General features: G+C 42.2%; 16 protein-coding genes. 10 read left to right on the plus strand and 6 right to left on the minus strand.

Going from position 1 to position 17,169, the window contains the following annotated elements; translation table 11 throughout:
* Nucleotides 1-126 precede the first annotated feature (126 nt).
* Nucleotides 127-1,611 carry a sodium:solute symporter gene (locus IEX80_RS26875; protein ID WP_176628329.1) on the minus strand — a complete coding sequence of 495 codons (1,485 nt, stop codon included), beginning with the start codon at nt 1,609-1,611 and terminating at the stop codon, nt 127-129.
* Between the two features lie 265 nt (nt 1,612-1,876).
* Between IEX80_RS26875 and recR the strand changes: the two genes are divergently transcribed.
* The 3 genes from recR to IEX80_RS26890 are packed head-to-tail and all read left to right on the plus strand — an operon-like array spanning nt 1,877 to nt 4,140.
* A complete protein-coding gene (recR, locus tag IEX80_RS26880; protein WP_188834740.1) occupies nt 1,877-2,503 on the plus strand; it encodes a recombination mediator RecR in 627 nt (208 codons plus the stop codon).
* 1 nt (nt 2,504) lies between these two features.
* The gene (locus tag IEX80_RS26885) at nt 2,505-3,338 is read left to right on the plus strand and encodes a glycosyltransferase family 2 protein (protein WP_188834741.1); all 834 of its coding nucleotides are present in this window, start codon (nt 2,505-2,507) and stop codon (nt 3,336-3,338) included.
* Nucleotides 3,325-4,140, plus strand: coding sequence for an SDR family oxidoreductase (locus tag IEX80_RS26890; RefSeq protein WP_091174440.1), 816 nt, complete (start codon nt 3,325-3,327; stop codon nt 4,138-4,140). Before IEX80_RS26885 ends, IEX80_RS26890 begins: the two co-directional genes overlap by 14 nt.
* A gap of 71 nt (nt 4,141-4,211) precedes the next feature.
* Here the strand turns inward: IEX80_RS26890 and IEX80_RS26895 are convergent, their stop codons facing one another.
* Nucleotides 4,212-5,156, minus strand: coding sequence for an ion channel (locus IEX80_RS26895; protein WP_176628331.1), 945 nt, complete (start codon nt 5,154-5,156; stop codon nt 4,212-4,214).
* A gap of 388 nt (nt 5,157-5,544) precedes the next feature.
* Here IEX80_RS26895 and trpD point away from each other — a divergent pair, with 388 nt between their 5' ends.
* The 3 genes from trpD to trpA all read left to right on the plus strand — a co-directional run bounded on the left by trpD (nt 5,545) and on the right by trpA (nt 9,226).
* Nucleotides 5,545-6,534, plus strand: coding sequence for an anthranilate phosphoribosyltransferase (gene trpD / locus IEX80_RS26900; protein ID WP_090533082.1), 990 nt, complete (start codon nt 5,545-5,547; stop codon nt 6,532-6,534).
* 3 nt (nt 6,535-6,537) lie between these two features.
* The gene (locus tag IEX80_RS26905) at nt 6,538-8,346 is read left to right on the plus strand and encodes a bifunctional phosphoribosylanthranilate isomerase/tryptophan synthase subunit beta (protein WP_188834742.1); all 1,809 of its coding nucleotides are present in this window, start codon (nt 6,538-6,540) and stop codon (nt 8,344-8,346) included.
* 109 nt (nt 8,347-8,455) lie between these two features.
* Nucleotides 8,456-9,226: a tryptophan synthase subunit alpha gene (gene trpA / locus IEX80_RS26910; protein WP_188834743.1), complete on the plus strand. Its 771-nt coding sequence runs from the start codon at nt 8,456-8,458 to the stop codon at nt 9,224-9,226.
* 257 nt (nt 9,227-9,483) lie between these two features.
* Here the strand turns inward: trpA and IEX80_RS26915 are convergent, their stop codons facing one another.
* The 3 genes from IEX80_RS26915 to IEX80_RS26925 form a co-directional block, all read right to left on the minus strand.
* Complete coding sequence (locus tag IEX80_RS26915; RefSeq protein ID WP_090533076.1) at nt 9,484-10,104, minus strand: L-threonylcarbamoyladenylate synthase; 621 nt, start codon at nt 10,102-10,104, stop codon at nt 9,484-9,486.
* Between the two features lie 197 nt (nt 10,105-10,301).
* Complete coding sequence (locus IEX80_RS26920) at nt 10,302-11,003, minus strand: hypothetical protein (RefSeq protein ID WP_188834744.1); 702 nt, start codon at nt 11,001-11,003, stop codon at nt 10,302-10,304.
* Between the two features lie 185 nt (nt 11,004-11,188).
* Nucleotides 11,189-11,731: a YceI family protein gene (locus IEX80_RS26925; RefSeq protein ID WP_090533071.1), complete on the minus strand. Its 543-nt coding sequence runs from the start codon at nt 11,729-11,731 to the stop codon at nt 11,189-11,191.
* Nucleotides 11,732-11,916: 185 nt separating this feature from the next.
* Between IEX80_RS26925 and IEX80_RS26930 the strand changes: the two genes are divergently transcribed.
* A complete protein-coding gene (locus tag IEX80_RS26930) occupies nt 11,917-13,551 on the plus strand; it encodes an FMN-binding glutamate synthase family protein (protein ID WP_188834745.1) in 1,635 nt (544 codons plus the stop codon).
* 145 nt (nt 13,552-13,696) lie between these two features.
* Here the strand turns inward: IEX80_RS26930 and IEX80_RS26935 are convergent, their stop codons facing one another.
* Nucleotides 13,697-14,182 (minus strand): nuclear transport factor 2 family protein, encoded by a 486-nt coding sequence (locus tag IEX80_RS26935; RefSeq protein ID WP_090533067.1) that lies wholly within the window; start codon nt 14,180-14,182, stop codon nt 13,697-13,699.
* Nucleotides 14,183-14,500: 318 nt separating this feature from the next.
* On the opposite strand from IEX80_RS26935, the gene IEX80_RS26940 reads away from it, so the two are divergent.
* The 3 genes from IEX80_RS26940 (at nt 14,501) to IEX80_RS26950 (ending at nt 17,049) form a co-directional block, all read left to right on the plus strand.
* Nucleotides 14,501-14,917: a hypothetical protein gene (locus IEX80_RS26940; protein WP_090533065.1), complete on the plus strand. Its 417-nt coding sequence runs from the start codon at nt 14,501-14,503 to the stop codon at nt 14,915-14,917.
* A 50-nt stretch (nt 14,918-14,967) separates the two neighbouring features.
* Entirely contained in the window at nt 14,968-15,561 is a 594-nt protein-coding gene (locus IEX80_RS26945; RefSeq protein ID WP_090533063.1) for a penicillin-binding protein activator LpoB, read from the plus strand.
* Between the two features lie 63 nt (nt 15,562-15,624).
* A complete protein-coding gene (locus IEX80_RS26950) occupies nt 15,625-17,049 on the plus strand; it encodes a COG3014 family protein (protein ID WP_090533061.1) in 1,425 nt (474 codons plus the stop codon).
* Nucleotides 17,050-17,169 lie beyond the last annotated feature (120 nt).

A 17,169-nucleotide genomic window follows, 5' to 3' on the forward strand; every position in this document is an offset into this window, starting at 1 on the left:
TGTAAGTCCGGATGTTTTTGTTTTAATTAATGCAAAGTACAAAGAAAATGAATTTCGAATAGGTAATTGTTAAGTTTTTAACTTTCGGACTTTCGGACATTTCCGACTTTCCGACTCGAATAGTTTTTAACTTTCCGACTTACGGACTTCCCCAACTTTCGGACTCGAAGTAACCCACAGCCCAATAAATGTAATTAATCCGTTTACAATGATGAGTTCGTTACCAAAAACATATCCGCCTAAAATTGATTTTGATTCGGCATTTAAAAAATAACATATAGCAGGAGAGAGTATGCAAATGAAGGGCACCAGTTTATCCATTACCTGCCTGTTGCCTACAAACAGGCCAAATGAATAAAGGCCAAGCAGCGGCCCATAGGTATACGATGCCACGGTGAATATGGCGCTAACTACAGCATCATTATTAATAGCGTTAAATATGATGATGGTTAAAAACATTAGCCCCGAAAAGGCAATGTGTACCCAATGGCGCACGGCCACCATTTTTTTGCTGTTCACATCCTTGCGCTTGTTAAAACCTAAAAAGTCTACACAAAAAGAGGTGGTGAGCGCTGTAAGTGCCGAATCGGTAGTGGCAAAGGTGGCGGCCGTTAAGCCAAGCATAAATATCATGGCCGGTACCAACCCTAAATATTGCAGGGCGATAGTAGGATACAGGTAATCGGTTTTGGTAACGTTGATACCGTTTTTAGCGGCGTACATGTAAAGCAAAGCGCCTACGCTCAGGAAAAATATGTTAATAATTACGAAAACACCAACAAAGCTGAACATGTTTTTTTGCGCTTCTTTGATATTTTTAAGGCTGAGGTTTTTTTGCATCAGGTCCTGGTCGAGCCCGGTCATGCCGATAGTGATAAACATGGCGCCTAAAAACTGTTTGCCTAAATGCAGCTTGCTGCTCATAAAATCGTTAAAGAAGAATATTTTGGAATAGCTGCTGTTTTTGATGGTTTCGGCAGCTTCAAAAATGTTCATATGCAGGCTCTGGCAAATAAAATATATCGACAGGAAAACAGATGTTACCAGGAAAAATGTTTGCAAGCTGTCGGTAATGATAATGGTTTTCAATCCTCCCTTAAAGGTGTACGACCAAATGAGCAGCAAACAAATAAGCACCGTAACCGCAAAGGGAATATGGTAGCTGTCGAAAATAAACTTCTGCAGTACGATAACCACCAGGTATAACCTGAATGCTGAGCCGATAACCCGGCTTACCAGGAATATAGCAGCAGCTGTTTTATAGCTCCAAACGCCTAAAGCGCCTTCAATGTAGCTGTAAATGGATGTGAGTTTAAGCCGGTAATATAAGGGAAGTAATACAGTGGCTATGATGAAAAAGCCCGCGGCGTTGCCCAGCACAAACTGGAAATAGGCAAAATCATCGGTGCCAACCTTACCGGGAACGGAGATAAAAGTAACCCCGCTCAACGCCGTACCAATCATCCCGAAGGCAACTAAATACCATTTAGAATTTCGGTTGGCTACAAAGAAGGTGTCGTTATCCGAAGATTTTTTTGATGTAAGCCACGAGATGATTAGCAATACCAAAAAATAACCGATGATGAATGACAATAATACTCCTGGCGACATAGGTGTTGTTTTAGTCCGGAAATCGGTAAGTCCGAAAGTCGGGGTAAGTCCGAGAGTCGGCAAGTCCGGAAGTCCGAAAGATTTTTTATTTAGTCCGGAAGCCGGGTAAGTCCGAAAGTCCGGAGGATTTTTTGCAAAATACAAATACATTGTAAGATTTGCCAATCATAACTTCTCTGCTTTAAATTTTCTAAATATACAAACATCCAACTTCCGGACTTTCCCGACTTTCGGACTTCCGACTTAAATTCCCTACCTTCGCACAATGAATTTTTCGTCCAAATTGCTGGAAAATGCTGTAGCCGAATTTGCCAAATTACCGGGAGTGGGTCAAAAAACCGCCTTGCGTTTGGTACTGCATTTACTTAACCAGGATAAGCAGGATGTTGAGCGTTTTAGTACGGCGGTTACCAGGCTCCGCAACGAAATACAGTTTTGTCGGGTTTGTCATAATATCTCTGATCAGCCGGTTTGCGAGATCTGCTCATCGCACCGCCGCGACCATAGCCTGATTTGCGTAGTAGAGGATACGCGCGATGTGATGGCCATTGAAAATACTAATCAGTTTAATGGCGTTTACCATGTGCTTGGTGGCTTAATATCGCCAATGGATGGCGTTGGGCCGTCGGATCTGCAGGTGGATACCCTGGTTGAGCGTCTTAAGCCAACCACCGATAACGAGGTTAAAGAAGTGGTTTTTGCCCTCAGCGCCACTATGGAAGGTGACACAACCTTGTTCTATCTTCATAAAAAATTAAAAAATTTCAATATTACCATCACAACTATAGCTCGTGGCATAGCTTTTGGTGGTGAATTAGAGTACGTAGATGAGATAACTTTGGGCCGTTCCATAGCTACCCGCGTTCCGTACGAAAATTCACTATCTAAATAGCATGAAACTATCTATAGTTGTTGTAAGCCATAATACCTGCAACCTGCTCAGAATTGCCCTGAATGCAGCGGTCAGGGCTGCCCAGGACGTTAGTCACGAGGTTTTTGTGGTCGACAATGCTTCGGCTGATAAGTCGATAGCCATGTTAAATACTGAATTTCCGGATGTAAAGATAATAGCCAACGATAAAAACGAGGGTATGGCCCGGGCATATAACCATGCACTTAAACTGGCTACAGGCGAGTATGTTTTACTGGTCAATGCGGATACTATTACAGGCAAGAAGACCATAGAAAAGGCTCTTGAGTTTATGGATCTGCATACCGACGCCGGTGGTTTGGGGGTACGTATGATAACTCCTGAAGGTAAATTTTTAAAAGAATCAAAACGCGGGTTCAACAAGCCCTGGGAAACCTTTTTCAAGCTAACCGGCCTGGCAAAACACTTTTCAAAATCAAGGCTTACCAGCCCGCAAAGTAAAGACTGGGTTGAAGAGTTTCAAACCTCCGAATCGGATATCATCAACGGTGCGTTTATGCTGCTGCGGAAAGAGGCGCTTAACCAGGTAGGAATAATGGATGAGCGTTTTCATACCTATGGTTATGATATCGATTATTCATATCGGATCAGGCTTGCCGGGTTTAAGAACTACTATTTCCCCAAAACATATATCATCAATTTTAACATACAAAACAAGGTTAAATTTAGCTGGGCACACATTAAAGAATATTATGGGGCGATGATTATCTTCGCGTCCAAATATTTATTTAAGGTGCCCGAACTTAAGGTGGAAGGCATCCCCCAGCTAATTCCTCCTTCGTATGAAGTTAAATGATAAGATTGTAATCATCACTGGTGCTTCGTCGGGCATCGGGAAATCACTTGCTTATGAATGTGCTAAACGCGGCGCCAATGTGGTACTGGCGGCAAGGCAATATGTTACCCTTTGCCAGCTTACCGAACAGTTGGAGCGGGAGTATAAAATCAAAGCATTAGCTATACAGTGTGATGTAACCAATGAAGATGATTGCGCTCAGCTTATTAAACAAACCCTTATTACTTTTGGTAAAATTGACGTATTGATCAACAACGCAGGCATCACTATGCGCGCCCTGTTTAAGGATGTAAAAGTGGATGTGCTGAAACAGGTGATGGACGTTAATTTTTGGGGAATGGTTAACTGCATCAAATATGCACTGCCCGAAATTACTAAAACCAAAGGCAGTATAGTAGGTGTATCATCTATAGCGGGGTATAAAGGTTTGCCCGGTCGTTCAGGTTACTCGGCATCAAAATTTGCCATGAACGGCTTTTTAGATTCATTAAGGATCGAAAACCTTAAAACAGGGGTACATGTATTAACAGCCTGCCCTGGCTTTACGGCATCAAACATACGCAACACCGCTTTGAACAGCGAAGGTAAACAGCAAGGCGAGAGCACCCTTGAAGAACAAAAAATGATGAGCAGCGATGAGGTAGCCAAACATATTGTTGATGGCATTGAAAACCGGGTCCGCACATTAACCCTCACCGGCCAGGGCAAACTTACTGTAGCCCTGAGTAAATTTATACCGGCATTTTTAGATAAAATGGTTTATAAGCATTTTACCAAAGAACGGGACCCGCTTCTTCGTTAGTCATTCTTTCATCGGGTCATTGAGTCATTGCACTTACGCTGCAAAAAAAAATGACTTAATGACGCAATGACCTAATGAATGATATCATATGCGCTTATCCTGCTCAAATCCAATACAACGCGGCCTGTTTCGTCGCGCTCAAAGGCTGGTTTAAATTTAGCGTCCCATACAAAATCATCATACTGATAAGAGGTGCGCGAATGGACGGTTTGCGAAAAGGTATCGTCGAAAGTTTTCAGGATTACCGAAAGGCCGGCTTGCCTGCGTTCAAGCTCCTCGGGTGTGATATCTTTAATTGGGCTGTTTTCATCAAGCGGGTGAACTACTGTCCAGTTCAGGGTTAAGATACTAACGCGGGTTCGTTCCAGTTCGAGCTGGAAAAATTTACGTACGGTTTTGCCGTTTTCCTCGTCGTTATAGCTGAAAACTACTTCCATTTCCAGGTCGATGAGGATATTTCTGCGTTCGTTGGCCAGGCGAAACATCAAACCTTTACCACCGTCGCGATAGGGCGCGATAAGCACATTGCGGCTATACATGATCTTGGCCGAGGGGCGCGAAAAACGACCGTAAAGTAAACCGGTTGCCAAAGCAAAAGCCAGCAGGCCCATCATTGATTCGAGCGCGGCGATGGTATTGGGAATCATGCCCCTGGGACTGATATGCCCATAGCCTACGGTTGATATGGTTTGTGCCGAAAAAAAGAAGGCGTCCATAAAGCGGTCGAAATCGGTATTGCCGCTTTTGCCGTCAAGCACATCAGGACCTAAGGAAAAATAAATAAACGCGAAAATAATGTTTACTATAAAATAGCAGCTAAAAACAATGAACCAAAACTTGCGCCAGCTCATGGTAATGAGCGAGTGGTAGTTGTTTGATGTAGTAAAAAACGGAAGGCCGGTACGTTTTACATTGATAGTACCATCCTTATTTATAACCGGCTGGCTTTTAATAACCGGCTGGGTACCAAAACCAAGATCATCTTCGGGATTAATTTTCTCTTTATGTATAGCCATGGAGCTAATTACTGAATTATGAGTTATTGAATTATCGATTTTTAGAAAATGTTTACAGTTTACTCTGATCTTCTACTAATTTAGTAGCTAAATCAATAATTCAGTAAATCAATAATTCAATAAATGTACTGTTCTGTTTGTTTTTATAAAAACTATTTACATATTTGTGCCAACAAGTAACAATGACAAAATTAAACAACAATTGGTGGTGGCTTAACGAGTAATCGTAAGGCAATTCCATGTTTGTTTAAAAGATATATTCAAAAAGGGTTGCCATACGGCAACCCTTTTTTTATGCTTCGCCCTCCGGCCCCCTAAAGGGGGAGTAACGGCAAAAGGGGGTAAAAACTTTAACAATAAACTACCCCTTTAGGGGGTTGGGGGGCATATGAAACAGATATTAAATCATCTTTTTGAACACAAAACCTTTAGCAGGGAACAATCAAAAGGCATTTTGATCAATATTGCGCAGGGTAAGTACAACAACGCGCAAATGGCAGCTTTCATGACAGCCTATTGTATGCGAAGCATTACCGTTGAAGAACTGGAAGGCTTTCGCGATGCCATGCTGGAACTTTGTCTGCCCGTTAACCTGGAAACCGATGGCCTCATTGACCTTTGCGGTACCGGAGGCGATGGTAAGGATACTTTTAACATTTCAACGCTTGCTTCATTTGTTGTTGCGGGTGCGGGGTATAAGGTGGCCAAGCATGGTAACTATGGGGTATCATCGGGCTGCGGTTCATCAAATGTGATGGAGTACCTGGGTTACCAGTTTACCAATGATATTGACAAGCTGAAACGGAGTGCCGAGGAAGCTAATATCTGTTTTCTGCACGCGCCTTTGTTTCACCCGGCTATGAAAACCGTTGCGCCTATCCGCAGGGAACTGGGTGTTAAAACCTTCTTCAACATGCTGGGGCCTCTGGTTAACCCGGCGAAGCCCGATAATCAATTGGTAGGGGTGTTTAACCTGGAGCTTGCCCGGGTATACGCTTACCTTTACCAAAAATCAACTACAAAATATACTATCATAAACGCCCTGGAAGGCTATGACGAAATCTCATTAACCTGCGATTTTAAGACCTTTTCGGCAGATGGTGAAAAGATCAACAGTGTCGAAGACCTTGGATTTGAAAAGCTTGATCCTAAAGAAATCATCGGCGGCGATACTGTGACAGCTTCGGCAGCCATATTTAGTTCGGTGCTTAAAGGCGAAGGTACCCCAGCCCAAAATAACGTGGTACTGGCTAACGCCGCGCTGGCCATTAAAACCATCGGCCCTGAAAAAACTTTTGGTGATTGTTTTTATGAAGCCGAAGAAGCATTGTTAAGCAAAAAAGCGCTGAGGAGTTTTAATACTTTATTACAAAACTAAACCATGAAAATAAAGGTTTGCGGTTTAAAACATCCTGAAAATATTAATGCGGTTGCTGCTTTACAGCCCGACTATATAGGCTTTATTTTATATGGCAAATCGCCACGCTATATGGCAAACCTGGCGACAGATGCGTTGCAAACTATACCCGCCTCTATCCAAAAAACGGGTGTTTTCGTAAATGAAAGCTCTGAAAATATTGATCGCCTGGTCACTGAATATGGCTTTAACGCGGTTCAGTTGCATGGTGATGAAAGTCCGGAATTTTGCGCTGCTTTTAAAGGTAGGGTAACCGTGATCAAAGCTTTTGGTATTAACGAAGATTTTGATTTTGAACAGTTAAAAGATTATGCCAACAATGTCGATCTTTTCCTGTTCGATACCAAAACAAAAGAATATGGAGGCTCAGGCAAAACTTTTGACTGGGCTATTCTTGATCAATATAAACTGGACATTCCCTTCTTTTTATCAGGAGGGGTGGGGCTTGAAAATATAAAAGAGGTTAAAAACATCACACATTCCCAATTTTATGGGGTTGACCTTAACAGCAGGTTTGAAAATGAGCCCGGCTTGAAGAATATCGAAAAATTAAAAGAGGCATTTAAAATCATCAAAAATAAAACACAACAGATGAAATACGGAGTTAACGAACAAGGTTATTATGGCGATTTTGGGGGAGCATATATCCCCGAAATGTTGTACCCTAACGTAGAGGAATTAAGGGAGCAATACCTCAATATCATAAATGACGATGATTTTAAAGCCGAGTTTGATGATCTGCTTAAAAACTACGTCGGCCGGCCTTCTCCGTTATATCATGCCAAAAGATATTCGGAAAAATATGGCGCTAACATCTTCTTTAAACGCGAAGACCTGAACCATACCGGCTCGCATAAAATTAACAATGCCATTGGGCAGATCCTGTTAGCAAAACGCCTGGGTAAAAAGCGTATCATTGCCGAAACCGGCGCGGGTCAGCATGGCGTGGCTACCGCTACCGTATGCGCACTCATGAATATTGAATGTGTTGTTTACATGGGCGAAATTGACATGGTAAGGCAGGCGCCGAACGTTGCCCGTATGAAAATGCTTGGCGCTAAGGTTGTACCCGCCACATCTGGCAGTAAAACACTTAAAGACGCTACCAACGAGGCCCTGCGCGATTGGATAGGCAACCCGGTTGATACACATTATATCATCGGCTCTGTAGTTGGCCCGTATCCTTATCCGGATATTGTAGCCCGTTTTCAATCTATCATATCGCAGGAAACAAAGGCCCAGTTGCTTGAGCAAACCGGCAAGGAGTTACCGCAATATGTGATGGCTTGTGTAGGCGGGGGCAGCAACGCTATGGGGATGTTTTATCATTTTATAGATGATGAGGCTGTGAAACTGGTTGCTGTTGAAGCGGCAGGTAAAGGCGTAAATAGTGGTGAATCTGCCGCTACAACAGCTTTGGGTGATGAGGGAGTGCTGCACGGCAGCCGTACCATATTAATGCAAACCGAAGACGGACAGGTGGTTGAGCCTTATTCAATTTCGGCGGGACTGGATTATCCGGGTATAGGGCCGCAGCACGCACATTTGTTTAAAACCGGCCGCGGGCAATATGTAAGTATTACCGATGAGGAGGCTTTGCAGGCAGGCTTACTTTGCTGCCAGCTTGAAGGGATTATCCCAGCTATTGAAACAGCCCACGCTTTGGCGCAGTTAGAAAAAATGAAGTTTGAAGCCAACGATAATGTGGTGATCTGTATTTCGGGCAGGGGAGATAAGGACCTGGATACATACATTAATTATTTCGGCTATTAATTGGTTCATAGTTGATGGTCCATAGACCATAGCTGATCCGTGAAAAAAATCAACAGTAAAAAACAAAACCATGGACTATGGTCTATCGTCCATAGACAAATAAAATACAATGAACCGTTTAAACAAACTTTTTGCATCAAAAAACAATAACCTGTTATCTATATACTTTACCGCCGGTTATCCAGCGCTGAACACTACAATTGATATTGCCGAAGCCCTTGAAAAATCAGGTGCCGATTTCCTGGAGATTGGTTTCCCTTATTCTGATCCCGTAGCTGATGGCCCGACTATTCAGCATAGCTCAGAGGTCGCATTGGAAAACGGCATGAGCCTTAAAGTTTTGTTTGAAGAGCTTGCCGAACTGCGCAGCAGGGTAAGTATCCCTATTTTGCTTATGGGCTATTTTAATCCCATTGCACAATATGGTGTTGAACGGTTTTGTAAAAAGGCTGCCGAGGTAGGTGTTGATGGTATTATTGTACCCGATCTGCCGATCTATGAATATGAAAAAATGTACTCGTCATATTTTATCGATAACGGCCTGAGCAACATATTCCTGGTAACCCCGCAAACATCCGAAGAGCGCATCCGCAAAATTGATGAACTGAGCAACAGCTTTATTTACCTGCTGTCGTCATCGACAATAACCGGCTATAACCTGAAACTGAGTGATAGTGTAGAAGAATATTACAAACGCATTACTGCGATGAAGCTAAAGAATCCGACAATTATTGGTTTTGGGATTACTGATAGCCGCAGCTTTGCCAAAGCATGTAATTATGCCAATGGGGCAATTATAGGCAGCAAATTTGTGAAGCTTTTAGGCGAGGAAGGTTATATGGATAAGATTGATGGGTTTGTGAAGGGAATAAGGCCGTGAAAAATATACACCGGTCGATGAATATTAATGAATAAAACCGAATGTCATTTCGACGAACCGGTTCTGGAAAATGTGTGAAGGGGGTAGGAGAAATCTTATACGCCTTGTTCTAAAACGTGTGTATGACTCTACAGGGCATATAAGATTTCTCTTTCGCCCCAGCGCCGATGCCCAGCTGCTCAATCGAAATGACATTTTCTTTTAGTTACAGATGTGTTCACATAGTAGTGCAATGCCCTGTAATATTTAAGGCTTTTCTACAAATACAACTCCAAATCACCTTTACCTTCACGCACAATATCAAAGTCGCCGGTAGTGCAATCAACTATCGTTGATGGGATGTTATCGCCGTAGCCGCCATCAATTACAATATCAACAAGGTCTTCATATTTCTCGTGGATTAGTTCCGGATCGGTAGAGTATTCTATAATATCATCGTCATCCCTTATTGAGGTTGATAGGATAGGGTTCCCTAACACACGCACAATTTCACGCGCTATATTATTATCCGGTACCCTGATACCAACCGTTTTTTTGTTGGAGCTGAGCATTTTGGGCACCATATGACTGGCATTGAATATGAATGTAAATGGCCCCGGCAACGCTTTCTTGAGCACGCGAAAAGTAGTATTGTCAATCGGTTTGATGTAATCAGAAATATGGCTCAGATCATAGCAAATAAATGAGAAGTTTGCTTTTTCGGGTTTAATGTTCCTGATCTTACAAATGGCCTCAATAGCGCGGTGGTTGGTAATGTCACAACCCAAACCATAAATGGTATCGGTAGGGTATATGATGAGGCCGCCTTTTTTTAACACCTCAACCACCTGCTCAATAGCCTTTGGATTAGGGTTTTCGGGATATATTTTAATTAGCATAAGTATAAGAACAAATATAACGCTACTTAGTTTAAAAATGGCTGTAAAACTGGCTTTAAATCACGTGTTTGCAGTGATTTATCTTATGATACTGAGAACTTAGTAAGGTTGGTATGAACTATATTAATAATTTGAGTACTGGAATGTCCGGGCACTTTTAAGATAGAAGTAATCAGTTATTAAACCATCCAGTTCTTTTACGGTTTCAAATAGCTCTTTTTTTTATCTGATTTTTCGCTTTCGAGAAAATCGCCATTGTTTAATTCATCTGTTATTTGCTGTTTTAATGCATTAATATATAGCATTTTTTGTTTAGTTATATCGTATGATTTATCGTAATAGTAGTTATCTTTTCCCTGATAAATACTGTATTCGGCTTCGCCTAAAATTCTGTTATATTGATGTCCGAAATACGTGCCGCCTTGGGCTAAGGCATCAAAAATGGAATTTATATCACGATAAATTTTAGTTAACGTTTCCCGTTCTGTTTGATATTTCTCCCCTCTATTTTTCTTCTTTAAAAAGTAGGCATATAACAGGTAATACTCGTCTTGTCCAATTTCACTGTTAAAAATATCAACCGGGTCAGATTTATCGATGGTTGAATCTCCCCATATCCCTCGTTTGCCATATGTAATATCCGGATGAACAGGCGTACTATCGTTGAGTTCAGGGTTATGCTTTAAGATCTTTCTTAAATCAGCTTTTGAATATTTAAACGTATCCGTTTTAACAGTACTGATGTTTATTGTGTCTGCGCCACCAGCCAATATGCTGTTTTTTTTGGGATGTTGACCCGCATTTTGAATTGTTTGACTTTTAGGGGCTCGCTGGCTACACCCCAGCATTAGTGAAAGAATAAACGGAATCAGAAGGTATCTCATGGGTTTTGGTTTCACCCTAAAACTAACCAATTATAAAATAAAAATCTTCCTAAAACAAACAAAGCCATCCCGATTAAATCAGAATGGCTTTGCTATTTAAATTTTAACCTGTTTTGCTGTTTCAATAATGCCGTGTTGTTTGGATCCATTAACAACAGCGGCATTTTAAAAGTTAAAACACAGCAACAGTATTAAAACAATTAAGCTTGTTTAGTAAACTGGATGTTGATCAACAATTTGATGTCTTCGCCAACTACAATTGAACCGGCTTCGGTTACACCATCCCAGGTTAAACCGAAATCTTTACGGTTAATTTTGCCGCTGATCTCGAAACCAGCTTTGGTGTTGCCATAAAAGTCAGCAGCCGAGCCACCAAATTCTACGTCGAGGGTTACCGGTTTGGTTTGATCTTTAATGGTCAGGTTGCCTTTCAATTCATATTCTTCATCATCAGTTTTGGTGAATGAAGTTGATTTGAAAGTGATCTGAGGATATTTTTCAGCGTCGAAAAATTCGGCTGATTTTAAGTGCTCGTCGCGTTGTGTCTGATTGGTATCAATGCTGTTGATATCTAAAGAGAAATCAATTTCAGCATTTTCAAAATCATCATTATCAGTTAATAACTCACCGTTAAAACTTTTGAAAAAACCACTCACGGTTGAAATAACCAGGTGTTTAACTTTAAATTGTACTTCTGAGTGCATAGGGTCAATAACCCATTTTGTTGCTGTTTCTGTTGCCATGATTTTTATTTCTTTTTTGTTGATACAAAGATAAGCACAAAGATAGATGTTTAAACATCTATCTTTACTTTGTGACTTTAAAACGACATTGAGTAAGTTTCTTAACCACAAATTTGCCCTATTGTTTAAATTATAAATCTATTTTTATCAAACTTAATAGCCGCTTCATATAAAATTAACTATCCATGAGAAAGCTCTTCGTTGTTTCGTTCTTTATCATATTCAGTATGCTTGCCTTGTGGACCGTCATCTGGCCACCGGCTGTATGGTCGTTCCTGTTCATGGGGCCGGTATATCTTATTGGCTTTTATGATATGATACAGCCCAAACACAGTATTGTGCGCAATTACCCGGTGTTCGGTCATCTGAGGTATTTGATGGAAGAACTTAGGCCTAAAATATACCAGTACTTTATTGAAAGCGATACCAACGGTACACCCTTTAACCGTCAAAACAGGAGTGTAATTTACCAGCGAGCCAAAAAGGTTGATGACACCCGTCCCTTTGGTACCGAGCTTGATGTATATGATAACGGCTACGAATGGCTTAACCACAGCATCGCCGCTATTGATCACCATCAATTAAATATGGATCCCCGTGTAAAGGTTGGCGGGGCTGCCTGTACGCAGCCTTATATGGCCAGCGTATTCAATATTTCGGCTATGAGTTTTGGTTCGTTGAGTATGAACGCTATCCTGGCCCTTAACGGCGGTGCAAAACTGGATAACTTTGCCCATAACACCGGCGAAGGTGGATTGAGTGATTACCACTTACAACCAGGCGGCGATATCATTTGGCAAATAGGCACCGGCTATTTCAGTTGCCGCCATAAGGATGGTACTATGAACTACGATGCCTTTGCCGAACGCGCGGTGCTGCCACAAGTGAAAATGATCGAGATTAAGCTGTCGCAAGGGGCAAAGCCTGGTCATGGGGGGATATTGCCTGCTGCCAAGGTCACTCCTGAAATTGCGCGGATCAGGCTGGTAGAGATGGGGGAGGATGTGGTTTCACCGCCATACCATACCGCATTCACCAATCCATTGGAGCTGATGGTATTTATTCAAAAGCTTCGGGATCTTTCAGGCGGCAAGCCAATCGGGTTTAAATTGTGTGTTGGTCATAAAAGCGAGTTTTTAGCTATTTGCAAGGCCATGGTCAAAACAGGCATTACTCCTGATTTTATTACTGTTGATGGGGGAGAAGGCGGCACCGGCGCTGCCCCGCTTGAGTTCAGTAACTCGGTAGGGATGCCGCTGCGCGAGGCTTTGGCTTTTGTTTATGATGCGCTGACCGGGTTCGATCTTAAAAAACATATCAAGCTTATAGCATCAGGAAAAGTAGCCACGGGTTTTGACCTGGTCAAAAATTTTGCCCTCGGCGCCGATATGTGCAACAGTGCCCGTGGCATGATGTTCGCCCTTGGCTGCATCCAGGCGCTGGAATGCAACACGAACACCTGTCCAACCGGTGTGGCTACACAGGATAAAAGCCTGATGAAAGGCCTCGTAGTGGATGATAAAAAAGTACGTGTGGCTAATTTCCACCGGCAAACCGTGGGCAGCGCCATTCAAATGATAGGTGCCGCCGGTTTAAGCAAACCGTGCGACCTGCACCGCATGTATATTTACCGCCGTGTTAACCACAGCCAGATCCTGACTTATGGTGAGCTGTTCCCTTACATCCCCAAAGGCAGTTTGTTAAACACACCTTATCCGGCATCGTTTGAGTTTGATATGGCCATCAGCAGCGAAAATACGTTTGTGCCTGATTATAGCGGGATTACAAATGTTGACTATAGCAATGTGAGTTCGTATTGAAGAAATTTGAGGCTTGGTGATTAGATATTAATTAAAAATGGGGCGATTGCCGGCTCAAGCACGAATGCCTGAACCGGCGGGTTATATTGCGAAAGCCCCGCGCTTAAATAGGGATTGAAAACATTTAACAGATCTGTTAGCATAATTAATGTCCTACACTTACCACCCTCGTCACTTTCCATTGCCCGTCCTTATACTGCCAAATGTGTACAAATTTCATCAGACCGATTACCGGTTGGCCGTTTTCGGTATGTGTGAAACGATGCGTACCCATTTCAATAGCGCCAAAGCCGGGCATGGGGTAAACCTCAAGCGTTTCTTTAAGCAGGTCGCGGCGCAGGTCGGCGGCTTGTTTGTTTTCAAAAATTCCTTTAAAGCCGGCCATGGTGCCTTCATAACCGGTTAAGCCCTTACCATCGTTATAAAATTCAACATCGGGCGCAAACAGCGTTTTCATCACTTCTAAATTACGGCTGTTAAAGGCGTTGAACATTACACTGTCCATGTGTGCGATGGTGTTAAATAACTGCTGGTCTTTGGGTTTAAAGGCCTTGGTTTGCGCTTTGGCAACGGAGGCAGACAGTATTGCGGCAAAGCCAATAATAAACAGGGTATAGGTTGATTTTTTCATGATATGATAGAGCGTCTAATAATTAATTTACATAAAATAATTATATAATGTTAATAAACAGAATGTTAAGTTTTTGGCTTTGTGCGTTCAGTTTTTAGCTTTATATAAATGTATTAAATATATCATTATGACGCGCCACCATGACCGATAGTGACAGTTGTACCGACCATTTTCATGGTGAAAAAAACTGTATAATGCTACTGCAATTCATAATTAAGTAAAAATGCTCCCGATTAACATAATTTAACGGTTTATGCCCGGCGCCGGTGTAATATTTAGACTGCATTTTACGTAACTTTACTTATAAAATTAAGCGCAATGAAAAGGAATATCTTTATGATAGGCTTGATGCTTTTAGGCGGTTTGTTTAGCGGCACCGTAAAGGCCCAGGAAACTGCATCGCTGGTTGCCGATCAAAATCCACGCTACATGGAAAGCCAGGCAAAATATATCAGGGTTGCCGATACCCTGAACAGCCTGCACGGGGTAACCATACAAAATACTTACAAAGCTTACGATTGGTATGAAGCCAAACTGGAACGCCGCCGTCAAAACCGCGCGTGGCGGCATGAGGAACGCATGAACGGATATTATGATTATTCACCGTCATGGGGCTTATATGGCGGCTACTCTTATTCGCCATTTTTAAACTATGGATGGGGCAACCGCTGGGGCGGCTATTATGGTGGTCGCTGGGGCGGCCGTACAAGCATCGGTATCGGTTTTGGCTGGTAAAAATTAAGCAGCATTCAATCTAACACATCATAATTTATAATATACTACAAATGAAATTTAACAGGATTTTAACAGTTGCTGCAATAGCAGTTTCAGGGATTTTTATAGCCTCATGTTCAAGGCAGGTTACACGCGTTAGCACCGACCAAACTATTGATGTTAGCGGCAACTGGAATAACAGTGATGCACGAATGGCAGCCGATGAGCTTACCGGCAAAATTTTAGGTGCTAACTGGATAGATACTCACCTTAACGAGCACCAGGGTAAACGCCCGGTAGTTATAGTTGGCTTTGTCCAAAACAAAAGCCACGAACATATTGATGCCGAAACATTCTTAACCGATATTGAGAGCTCATTCATCCAATCGCAAAAAGTACGTTTGGTGCAGGGCGGTAAAAAACGTGATGAGTTACGTGCCGAAAAGGCCGATCAGCAAACAAACGCTACGGTATCAAGCATGAAAAAATTTGGCCTGGAAAACGGTGCCGATTATATACTGCAGGGCTCAATCAATTCAATAGTTGATTCGCACAAACGCCAAAAAGTTGTTTACTACCAGGTAAATCTGGAGCTTACCAACATTCAGACAAATGAAGTGGTTTGGATAGGCGAAAAGAAAATTGCCAAATACGTTAAAAACTAAAGCTGGTAAACATCATTGCCCTGAACATGGTACGCCTGTGTTTGGGGCAGTTTGCATTTAATAATGATCAACTTACGTACGCATATTCTCCGGGTATTTTCTTTTATCGGGCTGATGCTTTTTTTATCGGCGTGTTCAACCTATAATCAAAGTGTTGCTCCTTATTACAAAAATGTATCGGCCGGTAACTATCCACAGGCCGAGAAGGAGCTTGATAATAACAGCCTGATTCAAAAGCCCCGAAATAAGCTCCTGTACCTGATGGAGAAGGGGAGGATCTGCCATTTAAAAGGCGAGTACGAAAATAGTAACAACTACTTTAACCAGGCAGATCAGTTGCTTGATGAAGGTTTGACCAGCGCATCTGACGCCGCTGTTGGCGTTTTGCTTAATTCAGCATCGCAAAGGTATAAAGGGGAGGATTTTGAAAAGTTCATGATCCATTATTATAAGGCGCTCAATTATTTGTACCTGAATAAAACAGAGGATGCTATTGTTGAAGCCCGCCGCATTACTCTACAGGCTCAGGAACAGGGCGATAAGTATAATAATAAAGACAGCCGTTACTCAAACGACGCATTTTCGCTGACGTTGCAGGGGATGTTGTATGAAAGTAACAACGATGTAAACAATGCATTTATATCATATAGGAACGCGGCGGAGATCTATCTTAAAAGTCCTGATAAAACTTATTACGGTACCCCAATGCCCGTTGAACTAGAAGAAGATGTGATCCGCACGGCAAAGCTGAACGGCTTTACAACTGAAGCTGACCAGTTTGAAACAACCTTTGGCATTAAATATGAACCTGTAAAACCATCGGAAGGCGGTGAACTGATATTTTTTTGGGAGAACGGCCTTGCCCCGGTAAAAACACAGGTCGACCTGTTTTTTAGCCTGATCCGTAACAGCAACGGCGACTTGTTTTTTACCGATGCTGCCGGAGGCCTGGTAATTCCCTTTAATTACGACGGTGACAGGAACAGGGTAAACACCAAGTCGGTTGAAAGCCTACGGGTCGCATTTCCTAAATATGTTGCGCAAACGCCATATTATTCAAGTGCAAGTATCTCGGTTAATAACCAGGATGCGTCATTGATAAAAGCTGAAGATATTAATGAGCTGGCATTTAAAACTTTGCAGCAGCGTGCATTAAAAGAGATGAGCGGGATCCTGTCGCGCCTTGCGGTGAAGAAGATAGCCGAATATTCGATACGTGCAGCTGCCAAAAGTGATGGCAAAACCAACGGGTTATTGGAAGGACTTGGTTACGGGATTCAGCTTTACAGCTTACTATCCGAAAAAGCAGATACCCGTAACTGGCAAAGTCTGCCGGCTTATATTTCTTATGCACGGATCCCTTTGCAAAAAGGAGATAACCAGGTACGTATTACCCTCAAAAATGCCCAGGGCGCAACTGAAACCAAAACCATTACCATCCAGGGGAATGGCAGGTTGCAGTTTTATAATTATGCTACCTTGCGATAGCTGGCAACAATTATTTGAGATTTGTATATAAACAAAAAAGCCATTTGCTGTTCAGGGCAGATGGCTAATTTATATTGATAGGGTTTAGGTTCGATATTTAAATACTTTTCTAAATATTTT

It is taken from the genome of Mucilaginibacter rubeus (assembly GCF_014643835.1).
Taxonomy (GTDB): domain Bacteria; phylum Bacteroidota; class Bacteroidia; order Sphingobacteriales; family Sphingobacteriaceae; genus Mucilaginibacter; species Mucilaginibacter rubeus.

Coding starts and splice junctions, on each gene's coding strand:
- IEX80_RS26875 (WP_176628329.1), bottom strand. CDS start 1,611: ATGTCGCCAGGAGTATTATTGTCATTCATCATCGGTTATTTTTTGGTA.
- recR (WP_188834740.1), top strand. CDS start 1,877: ATGAATTTTTCGTCCAAATTGCTGGAAAATGCTGTAGCCGAATTTGCC.
- IEX80_RS26885 (WP_188834741.1), top strand. CDS start 2,505: ATGAAACTATCTATAGTTGTTGTAAGCCATAATACCTGCAACCTGCTC.
- IEX80_RS26890 (WP_091174440.1), top strand. CDS start 3,325: ATGAAGTTAAATGATAAGATTGTAATCATCACTGGTGCTTCGTCGGGC.
- IEX80_RS26895 (WP_176628331.1), bottom strand. CDS start 5,156: ATGGCTATACATAAAGAGAAAATTAATCCCGAAGATGATCTTGGTTTT.
- trpD (WP_090533082.1), top strand. CDS start 5,545: ATGAAACAGATATTAAATCATCTTTTTGAACACAAAACCTTTAGCAGG.
- IEX80_RS26905 (WP_188834742.1), top strand. CDS start 6,538: ATGAAAATAAAGGTTTGCGGTTTAAAACATCCTGAAAATATTAATGCG.
- trpA (WP_188834743.1), top strand. CDS start 8,456: ATGAACCGTTTAAACAAACTTTTTGCATCAAAAAACAATAACCTGTTA.
- IEX80_RS26915 (WP_090533076.1), bottom strand. CDS start 10,104: ATGCTAATTAAAATATATCCCGAAAACCCTAATCCAAAGGCTATTGAG.
- IEX80_RS26925 (WP_090533071.1), bottom strand. CDS start 11,731: ATGGCAACAGAAACAGCAACAAAATGGGTTATTGACCCTATGCACTCA.
- IEX80_RS26930 (WP_188834745.1), top strand. CDS start 11,917: ATGAGAAAGCTCTTCGTTGTTTCGTTCTTTATCATATTCAGTATGCTT.
- IEX80_RS26935 (WP_090533067.1), bottom strand. CDS start 14,182: ATGAAAAAATCAACCTATACCCTGTTTATTATTGGCTTTGCCGCAATA.
- IEX80_RS26940 (WP_090533065.1), top strand. CDS start 14,501: ATGAAAAGGAATATCTTTATGATAGGCTTGATGCTTTTAGGCGGTTTG.
- IEX80_RS26945 (WP_090533063.1), top strand. CDS start 14,968: ATGAAATTTAACAGGATTTTAACAGTTGCTGCAATAGCAGTTTCAGGG.
- IEX80_RS26950 (WP_090533061.1), top strand. CDS start 15,625: ATGATCAACTTACGTACGCATATTCTCCGGGTATTTTCTTTTATCGGG.